The following is a 12,273-nucleotide window of genomic DNA, read 5'->3' as shown; positions in this document are numbered from 1 at the left end:
GAGTGATTAACAAAAATATGAGTCAACTCAGTATATAAATAAGTTAAACTAGAGTCAACCCCTTTTATTTATAAAGAGATTTTAAGTCAACTAAATCCGTTAAATGACAGAATTTTATCGTTTCACCTACGTGGAACGATCATTTCACCTGGGTGATACGATCGTTCCACAATTGTGAGCCGATCGTTCCACAAGGGTGAAACGATAAAAAAGTATCATTTAACGGATTTAGTTGACTTAAAATCTCTTTATAAATAAAAGGAAGTTAGGAAGATCATCTGCTTACCAGCTGATGGTTTTTGTATTTTATACATAATGTATATCTTTGAGGTAGATATATATAATTAACGGAAAGAGATCGAATGAGAAAAAGAAACTTATTATTATGTATGCTCGGCTGTACGTTGATGAGCCAAGCAGCTTACCAGGGCCGTGTTTTTGTCGATACGAATAGAAACGGCCAATATGATAAAGGGGAGAAGCTATTGAAAGGAGTTTGTGTATCGGATGGACTTCATGTCGTTAAAACGGCAGCGGATGGTAGTTTCTCTTTACCTGGATTTGAACGTGAACGGTTTATTTTTATAACAACTCCTTCTGGTTATCAGACGGACAATAAGCATTATATCTGTATTTCTGACCAGAATCGTTCGTATGATTTTGGTGTGCAGCCGCTACAAGGTTATGTGGCTCCAGACGGGAGTCATCAGTATTTACATATTGCTGATACGGAAATATTTAATACCGTCAATCAGGAAGATTGGGCGAACGAAATGCGTGATCTGGCGGCAAACGAGAAGGTTGCTTTTATGATTCATACCGGTGATATTTGCTATGAAAACGGATTGAAGAATCATATCAAGCTGATGAATACGTCGAATATGGGTTGTCCGGTCTTCTATTGTTTGGGAAATCATGACCTTGTAAAAGGGAAGTACGGAGAAGAGCTGTTCGAAAGTATCTATGGTCCGGTTTATTACTCGTTTGATTTTGGCTCAACGCATTATATCGTGACGCCGATGTGGGGAGGAGATCATGCTCCGGGCTTTCGGAGAGAAGATGTTTTCCGCTGGATTGAGCAAGATCTGGCACAGCAACCGGCCGGAAAACCAATTGTTTTCTTCAACCATGATTTATGGAGTACGACCGATCAGTTTGTCTTTAAGATAAGTGATACGGAAAAACTGGATCTGAATGATTATAATACCAAAGCTTGGGTATATGGACATTGGCACATGCATTTTATCCGGCAGCAAGGAAAGATCAAGACAATCAGTACGTCAACCTTGGATAAAGGAGGAATAGACCGTTCGGTTAGTGCCGTCCGTATGATCCATGCTGATCGGGATGGTAATATTACCAGTCAGCTGCGTTATACGTATCTGAATCATTCCCTGCAATTTGCCTCGATAGCCAACGATGTCTGTGCGGTTGATGCCGAAGGTAATTTGAAGATGTCTGTCAATGCTTATCATACGGTTTCTCCTTTGGCCCGTCTGACTTATTCGTGTGTTTCGGAAGGAGGGAAAGAGATCTTACGTAATCAGCCTTTGAAGGCCAATACGGATTGGAACTGGAGCGCAGTATTCCGTTTGCCTGAGATTTATAAGGGACAGCGTATCTTTGTAACGGCAAAAGCCGAATGGAAGAATGGAGATGTGACGGCCCATCGGACTTCTTTTGTTTATCAGCCTGTTCAAACCGAAGGAAAACCTGCGCTGTCGTGGGTTCAAAATCTAGGAGCGAATGTTTGGTTTACGGCTCCAGTCGTTGCAGAAGAGAAGGTTTTTATGGCTACTTTGGATGAGGATTTGAAGGGCGAAGGAGCTATTATAGCATTAGATGTTCAGACGGGTAAACAACTGTGGCGGTATTCTGTCCGTAATTCTGTGAAGAATCGGATCGCTTATGAAAATCATACGGTATTTGCGCAGGATGCCGAAGGTTATTTGTATGCTGTCGATGCAGAAACCGGCAGTCTGAAGTGGGAAAAGAAAATGAAAGTAGACGGGTTGCCTTCCATCATCGAAGGTGTGACGGTAGCTGACGGGAAATTGTATGCCGGAACAGGGAAAGCTTTTGGTGCTTATGATATACAGACGGGAGAAGCTATTTGGTTGAATGAAGGCTGGGGTCAGAACCAAGGCGCCACTTCAAGTCCGGTACTGGCTGGCGACGTAGCTGTGACAGGAACACAATGGAGTGGTCTTTATGGTAATGATCGGAATACAGGAAAACTACTTTGGCGAAAGGAAGAGAGCGATATCCGTGAACGAGGAGCTTCTCCGGCATATGTGGATGGTTTGTTGTATTTGGCTTCGGGCAATGCCTTTTTCATCATCGAACCCAAGAGTGGAAATACCATTATACGAAAGGAGATGCCTTATAATGTGAATACGACATCAACTCCGCTGGTAACTGATAAATGGATTATTTTCGGTACGCAGAATAATGGACTGGTGGCATTGGACCGTTCAACATTAGAACAGGTTTGGCAGGTAAATACAGAAGCTTCATTGATTTACACTTCGCCTTATTCCCGTTATCCAGTGTGTACCGTCGAATCTAGTCCTATATTATATAAAGGTATAGTCTATTTTGGTGCTTCGGATGGCGTTATCTATGGCGTCAATCCGAAAGAAGGGCGAGTGGTTTGGAAATATAAGATAGGAGCGCCCCTGTTTGGTAAGATTACAGTAGCAGGTAATTCTTTGTATGCTGCCGACTATAGCGGAAATGTTTACCGGTTTAATATGTAATCCATAAACATGAATGGAGACGTCATCCGTGATTGGTTCGGATGACGTTTCTATTTTAACTGGCCTTTTCCTTGACGGACAATCTCGAACTCGTCGGTTGTACAATCTACTACCGTAGAAGGTTCTAATCCGCCGTAACCTCCGTCGATAACTAGATCAACACGACCATTGTATTTTTCGGCAATTAATTCCGGATCAGTTGAATATTCCAAGATTTCATCATCGTCGTCATGTACAGACATGGTGAGTAACGGATTGCCTAATTCTTGAACAATCGTCCGGACAATGTTATTATCCGGTACACGAATACCTACTTCTTTCCGGTTCTTGTAAATCTTGGGCAATTCGTTGCTGGTTGGTAGAATAAATGTAAAAGGTCCGGGCAAATTCTTTTTCATCAACTTGAAAGCCGCGTTATTCACTTTGGCATATTCACTCAAGTTAGACAGATCATAACAAATAATAGACAGGTTACTCTTTTGAGGATTAACACCTTTGATCTGACAAATCTTTTCGACAGCACGCACATTCAAGGCATCACATCCAATAGCATAAACTGTATCCGTGGGATAAATGATCAAACCTCCGTCTTGCAGCGTATGGATTACTTTAGCTACTTCGCGCGGATTGGGATTTTCTTCATAGATTTTTAGTAACATATTTGCTTCCTTGATAATTAAAAGGAAAAGTTGACTGCTGTCAGAGTTGACAGAACCAGTCAACTTTCCTATATGGATTTATCCGTAAATGATATGTCCGTTTTCATCGGTATATTCTTCGAAACCTTTACTGTATTGGTTCATGGCACGAAGACTCATACCCATACTTGAGAAACCTCCGTCGTGATATAAGTTCTGCATCGTTACTTTACGAGTAAAGTCTGAGAACATCATAACGCAGTAATTGGCACATTCTTCAGCATCTGCATTTCCCAGCGGACTCATCTTGTTGGCGAAGTCCATCAGGTGTTCCATTCCTTTCACACCGTTTCCGGCAGTAGTAGGAGTTGGAGACTGAGAAATTGTATTGATACGTACGTTCTTTTCACGGCCATAGATATAACCGAAGCTGCGGGCAATTGATTCCAACAAACTCTTGGCGTCAGCCATATCGTTGTAACCAAAGAAAGTACGTTGTGCAGCTACGTAAGTCAGAGCTACTACTGAACCGTATTCAGCAATGGCATCCTGCTTTTTGGCAACCTGCAACATCTTATGGAAAGAAATAGCTGAAATGTCTAAAGTCTTTTCCAGCATGTTATAATCTAAATCATCATACGTCCGCTTTTTACGAACATTCGGACTCATTCCGATAGAATGAAGAACAAAATCAACAGGTCCGCCTAAGATTTCAACTGATTTGGAGAAGACATTCTGCAAATCTTCTACACTGGTAGCATCAGCCGGGATTACTTGAGCATTCAGTTTCTTGGCCAATTCGTCCACTTGTCCCATACGAACAGCAATCGGAGTATTACTTAAAGTGATAGTTGCTCCTTCTTCTACGGCTTTTTCTGCAACCTTCCAGGCAATAGACATATCATTCAATGCACCGAAGATAATGCCTTTCTTGCCTTTTAATAAATCATGACTCATATATATAACCTTAAAAATTTGGCACAAAGATAGATAAAATGTGCAACATGACAAAGGTTTTGTTCTATACAAGCAGGATTTTACTCCTCTTCTGGCTTGTGGGATGGATTTGGGTCTAAATGATATTTCTTTTTGAAAGTACTGGGTGAAATACCTTCTTTCTTGGCAAAGAAAGAGGAGAACTGCGACACGGTCTCAAAATTCAATGCAAAGGCAATGTCTGAAATACTCATTTGGGTTGTACAGAGCATTTCTTTAGCTTTTATGTAACGTAAGTTCAGGTGGTATTGTGTGGGTGAAATTCCGGTATAGGCTTTGAACCGGCTTCGCAACCATGAATAACTGACGTTTAATTGTCTGGCTATATCTTCTGCAGAGATGGAATTACTGATATTTCTTTTCATTAAGGCTTTTGCTTCGTTGATTTTACGTACTGTGGTAGATTCTTTAAAAGCTGAGTTCTTTACCTTAAAATAAATTTCGCCCATTAAGTATAAGACGATGCTGGAAATGAGCTGCTGATATCCGGCATCTTCTTTGGAAGCGTATGCATCCATGTCTTCATATAAACCGATAATGTTGGAACTGATTCCAATCTCAAAGACCGGTTTTTCTTTCAAGAAGAATTTGTTGGCAATCCAGTTCTCTATCATGTTTCCTTTGAAACCTACCCAATGTTCGTACCATCCGTTTTCTTCCGGATAGTAAGTATGCCATTCATCCGGGAAGATTAATAACATGGTTCCGGCTTTGATCTTTTGTCGCTTGCAGGAAGCAGATTCAAAATATCCGGAACCTTCTGATATATATACCAGCTGATATTCTGAAAGTGTTCGTCCTTTTTGCGGATTGAATACATATCCTTGCGGATGCTGTGTGACCGATGGATATGTACTGTGGGCAGGAATACGTTGATAACCTACTGTCGTAACGGTTAATCCCCATTTTTCGTCCAAAGGACTGCTTCCCAGGTATTGGATATGGTTATTTGTTGTTTTCATTTGCATTTAAGGTAAAATGTTCCTGTTTCAAGTAAACTGTCTCAAAAATAATATTTCTGGAATGACAATCCTATATGATTGAACTGAAAAAATATCAGTCGTCAGTAAATATGTCATTTTTGATATATTCAAGATCAATAAATACAAACGAAGTTGATCTAAAAAAAGCATATTTGCAAATAGAGTACGGATAATATAAAAAGCGAGATAAATTATGGAAGATAGAACAGTGTATGCAGGATTGGTTGGAGTGGGGTTGGATACTTATTGGCCTCAGTTCTCTGGATTATATGAACGTTTGTGTGGCTATCGGAAACAGATAGCAAAGCAATTGGAACAGGAACACGTTTGTGTTGTGGATGGAGGAATGGTGGATGAACCTGAAAAAGCCATAACGGTTGCTGCGGAATTAGAACGGAAATCAATTGATGTATTATTGGTATATATTTCAACGTATGCCCTTTCTTCTACGGTTTTACCATTGGTTCAACGGTTGAAGGTTCCTGTGCTATTATTGAATATACAACCAACACCTTGTATTGATTATGCTTATCTGAATGGTTTGGGTGATCGAGGGTTAATGACCGGTGAATGGCTGGCTAATTGTCAGGCTTGTTCGGTTCCTGAGTTTTCGAATGTATTCAACCGTTCAGGTATTCGTTATGAAATCATTACAGGCTATTTGGATGAGACATACGTTTGGACGGAACTGAAAGAATGGTTAGAGGCAGCTGTTGCCAAGAAAGGAATGCAAAATAACCGAATGGGTGTTTTAGGTCATTATTATGGTGGAATGCTAGATGTCTATTCTGATTTGACGTTGCAGTCTTCTACCTTTGGAACGCATGTCGAATTATTGGAAATGTGTGAGCTGAAAGCTTATCGGGATGCTGCTTCTTCAGATGAAATAGAACAGAAGCTGGCAGAGTTCCGGGAACGTTTTGAGGTCGTCAATGAATGTGAGGAGAGTGAATTACTTCGGGCTGCCAGGACATCTGTGGCTTTGGATAAACTGATCGAAGCGCACCACTTAGGATCGATGGCTTATTATTATGAAGGGTATGCCGGGAATGATTATGAGAATATCGTTACTTCAGTGATAGCCGGTAATACGTTATTGACAGGAAAAGGTATTCCTATTGCCGGGGAATGTGAGATTAAGAACGTACAAGCCATGAAGATCATGTCTCTATTAAATGCCGGAGGTTCGTTCTCCGAGTTATATGCCTTGGATTTTAAGGATGATGTTGTTTTGTTGGGACATGACGGACCGGCTCATTTCACCATGGCGGAAGGACGGGTTAAGTTGGTTCCTCTTCCTGTTTATCATGGAAAGCCGGGAAAAGGTTTGTCTATTCAGATGACGGTTCGTCATGGAGATGTTACTTTATTGTCGGTTTGTGAGGGGAAAGACGGATTGTTCCTGTTGGTTGCAGAAGGAGAATCTGTTCCTGGTCCTGTGTTACAAATAGGAAACACCAACAGTCGTTATCGCTTTGCTTGTGGTGTTCGTTCGTTCATAGACAATTGGAGTAAGGCTGGTCCTTCTCATCATTGTGCGATCGGAATCGGACATGTAGCCGGTAAGATCAAAAAACTGGCAAGTCTGTTGAATATACCTTGTGTGGAAGTAAAATAATAACATAAAATTGGCGCGTATGAAGTTATTAAAATATACCTTGCTTGCTTCCAGTTTGTTCCTGTCTGGTATGAATCATTGGGCAAGTGCCGAGGAACTGAAAGATATGAAACGTTTGTTTGTTTCTCCTCCTGAATCGGCCCGGCCTGGCGTTTATTGGTATTTTATGGATGGTAATCTATCCAAAGAAGGGATGACTAAAGATTTGGAATCCATGAAGCGGGTTGGAATCGGATCTGTCGTTTTCCTGGAAGTCAATGTTGGCATACCTCGTGGGCATGTTGATTTCTTAAGTACTGAATGGAAAGACTGTTTTAAGCATGCCGTCAGGGAATGTGAGCGCCTAGGCATTACGATGATTTTGGGAATCGGTCCGGGTTGGACTGGTAGCGGTGGTCCTTGGGTGAAAGGCGAAGAATCAATGCGGCATCTGGTTTCTTCCGTTACAAGGGTAACCGGAGGCAGTAAGCAGACGATTCCTTTAGAGAAACCTTCACCGAAGCCCCCTTATTTCGGAGAGGGAGCGTTTACTCCGGAATTAAAGGAGAAATGGTTGGATTATTATGAAGATGTAGCTGTCTTGGCTTTTCCGGCAACAAATGGGAAGGTTTCTATTAAGGATATCGAAGAAAAGGCCCTGTATTATCGGGCTCCATACAGTTCTGCTCCGGGGGTGAAACAATTTATTCAACGGGAAGAACAAGATAAACCGTTGGAGCCGGGAGATGCAATTGCTGTCGATCAGATTATAGATTTGACTTCTTTATTGAGAGACGGTTCTGTTACGTGGAATGTTCCTTCTGGTGAATGGATGATTATGCGTTTTGGCATACGTAATAATGGAGCTGTTACTCGTCCGGCACCTCTTCCCGGCGTTGGTTTTGAGTGTGATAAGACAGATACGACAGCTTTGATGGCACATTTGCGTACATTTACAGGATCATTGTTTGATTTGTTGGGTGAAAGAGATACCACCTTAGCTGGAGGCCTTAAGATCCTACACATGGATAGTTGGGAAATGGGGGCTCAGAACTGGAGTCCGCGGCTAAGAGAAGAATTCAAGAAACGTAGGGGATATGATCCGCAGCCTTATTTCCCGGTTTATGCGGGACTGGTTGTAGGAGATAAAAATATCAGTGAGCGTTTCTTGTGGGATTTGCGTCAGACAATGCAGGAATTAATGCTGGAGAATCATTCTTTGTTTGTCAAAGCTTATGCCCGTCAGCATGGTATGCAACTTTCCATAGAGCCGTATGATATGAATCCGATGCAGGATTTGGAGTTAGGCGCTTCTGCTGATATTCCGATGTGTGAGTTTTGGAGTCCGGGTGGTTATAATACTTCGTTTAGTGCTATTGAAGGAAGTTCTCTGGCCAATATCAAAGGGCAACGTGTGGTTCCTTCGGAGGCTTTTACGGCAGCAGGCGACGGCTGGCGTCAGCATCCGGCTTCTATGAAGAACCAAACCGATTGGGCTTTTGCGGCTGGTATTAACCGGCTGACTTATCATACGTTTCAACATCAGGCCTTGCCGGATAGTTTACGTCCGGGAATGACCATGGGACCGTATGGAGTCCATTGGGACCGTAATCAGACATGGTGGCCGTACGTGGATGCATATCATACTTATGTGGCACGTTGTCAGTATCTGCTGCAGAAAGGTCAGACGGTAGCTGATATTCTTTATCTGGCTCCTGAAGAGGCTCCTTTTGTTTTCCGTGCGCCGAAATCCGCTTTGACAGGAGATTATATGGTGGATAAACGGGAATATAATTTTGATGCCTGTCCGCCAAGCCTGCTCTATACAGCTTTTGTGGAAGACGGGAAAATAAAGTTTCCTTCGGGTATGGAATATCGCCTCCTGGTTTTACCTGCTTTTAAGACGATGACGTTGGATTTGCTGAAAAAAATAGAATCGCTGGTGAAAGATGGAGCTGTTGTGATTGGTCTTCCTCCAGTACAGACTCCGGGGTTAACTGGTTATCCAGATTCTGATCGGAACTTGCAGCAGGCTGTAGAAAACCTTTGGGGTGGAAGCCAACAGCCAGAAGGATTGAAGTTCCATACTTATGGTAAAGGTCGTATCGCTTGGGGAACAGATATCCAGAACCATTTGGACAATTTGTATCCTGATTTTGATTTGACATCAAAGGTGTTGCGTGAAATGCACGTACCGGTTGACTTTCAGTCTGATCAGGGAACGGTTCGATATATTCATAAACAGGTGGATAATGTGGATTATTTCTTTGTTTCCAACCGGGTGGATAAGGAAATGTCGGTAAATGCCCATTTCCGTACTTCTGGTAAGCAACCTTATTTATGGGATCCTGTAACCGGTAAGACTTCCCTGATTCCGGTTTCAACGGATAACGGAAAACAGACTTCGCTTGAATTGGCGTTTGCTCCTTATCAGAGCTATTTCGTTTTCTTTTCCGGAGATCGACAGTCTGCTTCGGCTGCTTCAACAAATATTAAGGGAAAGAGAGTATTGATGTCATTACAAGGATCTTGGAACGTTTCGTTTGATCCGAAGTGGGGTGGACCAGCAGAAGTGGAATTTCCGACTTTGCAGGATTGGTCAAAACATACAGAACCGGGAATTAAGTATTATTCGGGAACAGCTATCTATACAAAGCAGTTTGATTATAAAGAGACCTTGTCGGGTTCCTTGTTCCTGGATTTAGGCCTTGTGAAAAATATAGCCAAGGTCTGGTTAAACGGACAGGATTTAGGAACAATATGGACTTCACCGTGGCAGGTTGATGTTTCAGGTGTCTTAAAGCAAGGAAAGAATGAACTGAAAATAGAGGTAACCAATTTATGGGGAAATCGGTTAATCGGAGATGAACAAAAGGTAAATGACGGTATTGTCAATGGTCAATGGCCAGAATGGCTGTTGAAAGGAGAGAAGCGCCCCAGTGACCGTTATACGTTTACTACATATCCGCATTACACAAAGGATACACCTTTGTTGGAGTCCGGTTTATTGGGCCCGGTACATATCATTCAAGTATTGGATTGAAAACGAACCGAACTTCTTCTAGAAACACGCCGGCTTTTTATAAAAAGGTAGGCAGCTCTTAAGGGAAAGCCGGCGTGTTTTCAGAGAAAACTAACGAGGATCAAAAACGATTCTCGTTTGTATCATTTTTGATTCTCGTTAGCTTTAAATTCTCTTTTCAATAATGGATTGCCGACTAACAGATTTCTTTGGAAAAGATCTTTTACAATCTTTCTATCTGGCTGATTATCTACATGATGTTGAGATTCGAAAATTCCTGGAGAAAAATATCAATTTTGAAAACAATTAGGTCATTTTTGTAATCAAGATGGTGTAATTATTGAACTATATTTGTAGAAATGTATAATCTTGAAATATTAAATAATAGATTTAGTTTATCGGTTGTCAAATTAAAATATAGATGATATGTATAGAATGATATTGAATGAGACATCTTATTTTGGTGCAGGATGTCGGACCTTTATAGCAGAAGAAGTAAAAAGAAGAGGATTTAAGAAAGCTTTTTTTGTGACGGATAAAGATTTAATCCGGTTTCATGTAGCGGATAAAGTTATTGAAGTGTTTGAAACAAATCACATTCCGTATGAAACTTACAGTGATGTGAAAGCAAATCCGACGATTGCTAATGTTCAGAATGGTGTTACTGCATTCAAAAATTCAGGAGCTGATTTTATTGTAGCCTTAGGTGGTGGCTCTTCCATTGATACGGCTAAAGGAATTGGCATAGTCGTGAATAATCCGGAGTTTGCGGATGTTCGTTCGTTGGAAGGTGTGGCTGCTACAAAAAAGAAAGCAGTACCTACGTTTGCTCTTCCTACAACAGCCGGTACCGCTGCTGAAGTCACCATTAATTATGTGATTATAGATGAAGAAGCAAAGAAGAAAATGGTGTGTGTCGATCCGAATGATATCCCTTCGGTAGCGATTGTTGATCCGGAGCTGATGTATTCTATGCCTAAGGGACTGACTGCTGCAACGGGAATGGATGCATTGACTCATGCCATCGAAAGTTATATTACTCCGGGAGCTTGGGTAATGTCTGATATGTTTGAATTAAAAGCGATTGAAATGATTGCTGCTAATTTAAAGAATGCGGTTGATAATGGTCAGGATAAAGAAGCTCGCGAAGCCATGTCTCAGGCACAATATATTGCCGGTATGGGATTCAGTAATGTCGGGTTAGGAATTGTTCATTCCATGGCTCATCCATTAGGTGCTCATTATGATACACCGCATGGAGTAGCCAATGCCTTGTTATTACCTTATGTGATGGAATATAATGCAGAATCACCGGCAGCTTGTAAATATATTCATATTGCTAAAGCCATGGGTGTCGATACAACGGGAATGACAATTGAAGAAGGAGCTAAAGCGGCTATTGAAGCTGTACGGAACTTATCAATAAGCATTGATATTCCTCAGAAATTATGTGAAATCGGAGTTCGTGAAGAAGATTTGCATCAGCTGGCAATAGATGCCTTTAATGATGTTTGTACGGGAGGAAATCCTCGTCCTACTTCAGTAGAAGATATCGAGGCCTTATATCGGAAGGCTTATAAATGATAAATTTATTATAAGAGATCATCAGATGATGATGGTCAAAATTTAATGATCCGTTGGTGAGATTAAACAGGTTCTATGTTGATTAACCAACGGATTAACTTTAAACTAAATATCATGAAGTATCGTTTTTTCTATAAATGTTTAGCATTCATGCTTTTCCCCATGGTTATGTATGGGAAAGCCGATTTTTCAGTCTTTAATCTGACGTGTGAACAAGCCAAGAATCCCTTAGGTATCGAAACACAACAACCTCGCTTTAGCTGGCAGATTCGTTCTTCGGAGCGGAATTTTGTGCAGTCATCGTATGAAGTCCTAGTTGCTGATTCTCCTGAGATGTTGGAGGATAATAACGGGAATGTTTGGAGTAGTGGAAAAATAGATTCTCAAGAATCAATTCTGATACCTTTCTCGGGAACAACCTTGAAAGCCGGAACAACCTATTATTGGAAAGTGCGTATTTGGAATCAGGAGGGAAATGTATCGGCTTGGAGTCCGGTGAATGAGTTCTGTATGGGGCTTCTTTCGGAAAAGGATTGGAATAAAGCCAGCTGGATCTCGTTGGAAAAAGATAAAAAGGATGAGATTATCCTTAATTCCGCAACACTATAATTTAACTTTATTTATAAGTTCCTGAGCAACAAAAAGTTGCCCAGGATTTTGCCATGTCAGAATTTTCACTTATCTTAGTGTTGCA

Annotated in this window: 8 protein-coding genes; 5 read left to right on the top strand and 3 right to left on the bottom strand. The window is 41.2% G+C overall.

Going from position 1 to position 12,273, the window contains the following annotated elements; translation table 11 throughout:
- Positions 1–362 precede the first annotated feature (362 nt).
- Positions 363–2,759 (top strand): outer membrane protein assembly factor BamB family protein, encoded by a 2,397-nt coding sequence (locus MUN53_RS17475; protein ID WP_243326665.1) that lies wholly within the window; start codon positions 363–365, stop codon positions 2,757–2,759.
- Between the two features lie 50 nt (positions 2,760–2,809).
- On the opposite strand, the gene MUN53_RS17470 is transcribed toward MUN53_RS17475, so the two are convergent.
- From MUN53_RS17470 to MUN53_RS17460, 3 genes are all read right to left on the bottom strand, one after another.
- A complete protein-coding gene (locus MUN53_RS17470) occupies positions 2,810–3,418 on the bottom strand; it encodes an L-threonylcarbamoyladenylate synthase (protein ID WP_243326664.1) in 609 nt (202 codons plus the stop codon).
- 78 nt (positions 3,419–3,496) lie between these two features.
- Positions 3,497–4,354 (bottom strand): enoyl-ACP reductase FabI, encoded by an 858-nt coding sequence (locus MUN53_RS17465; RefSeq protein ID WP_243326663.1) that lies wholly within the window; start codon positions 4,352–4,354, stop codon positions 3,497–3,499.
- An 80-nt stretch (positions 4,355–4,434) separates the two neighbouring features.
- The gene (locus MUN53_RS17460) at positions 4,435–5,355 is read right to left on the bottom strand and encodes an AraC family transcriptional regulator (protein WP_243326662.1); all 921 of its coding nucleotides are present in this window, start codon (positions 5,353–5,355) and stop codon (positions 4,435–4,437) included.
- A 214-nt stretch (positions 5,356–5,569) separates the two neighbouring features.
- On the opposite strand from MUN53_RS17460, the gene MUN53_RS17455 reads away from it, so the two are divergent.
- The 4 genes from MUN53_RS17455 (at position 5,570) to MUN53_RS17440 (ending at position 12,188) form a co-directional block, all read left to right on the top strand.
- Entirely contained in the window at positions 5,570–6,994 is a 1,425-nt protein-coding gene (locus MUN53_RS17455) for an L-fucose/L-arabinose isomerase family protein (RefSeq protein ID WP_243326661.1), read from the top strand.
- Positions 6,995–7,013: 19 nt separating this feature from the next.
- The gene (locus MUN53_RS17450) at positions 7,014–10,016 is read left to right on the top strand and encodes a glycosyl hydrolase (protein ID WP_243326660.1); all 3,003 of its coding nucleotides are present in this window, start codon (positions 7,014–7,016) and stop codon (positions 10,014–10,016) included.
- A gap of 405 nt (positions 10,017–10,421) precedes the next feature.
- Positions 10,422–11,579: a lactaldehyde reductase gene (fucO, locus tag MUN53_RS17445; RefSeq protein ID WP_243326658.1), complete on the top strand. Its 1,158-nt coding sequence runs from the start codon at positions 10,422–10,424 to the stop codon at positions 11,577–11,579.
- Positions 11,580–11,693: 114 nt separating this feature from the next.
- A complete protein-coding gene (locus MUN53_RS17440) occupies positions 11,694–12,188 on the top strand; it encodes a glycoside hydrolase family 78 protein (RefSeq protein ID WP_243326657.1) in 495 nt (164 codons plus the stop codon).
- Positions 12,189–12,273 lie beyond the last annotated feature (85 nt).

Source organism: Parabacteroides faecalis, assembly GCF_022809355.1.
GTDB classification, from domain to species: domain Bacteria; phylum Bacteroidota; class Bacteroidia; order Bacteroidales; family Tannerellaceae; genus Parabacteroides; species Parabacteroides faecalis.
The sequence above is the reverse complement of the archived record's forward strand: the minus strand, read 5'-3'. Positions and strand labels throughout refer to the sequence as shown.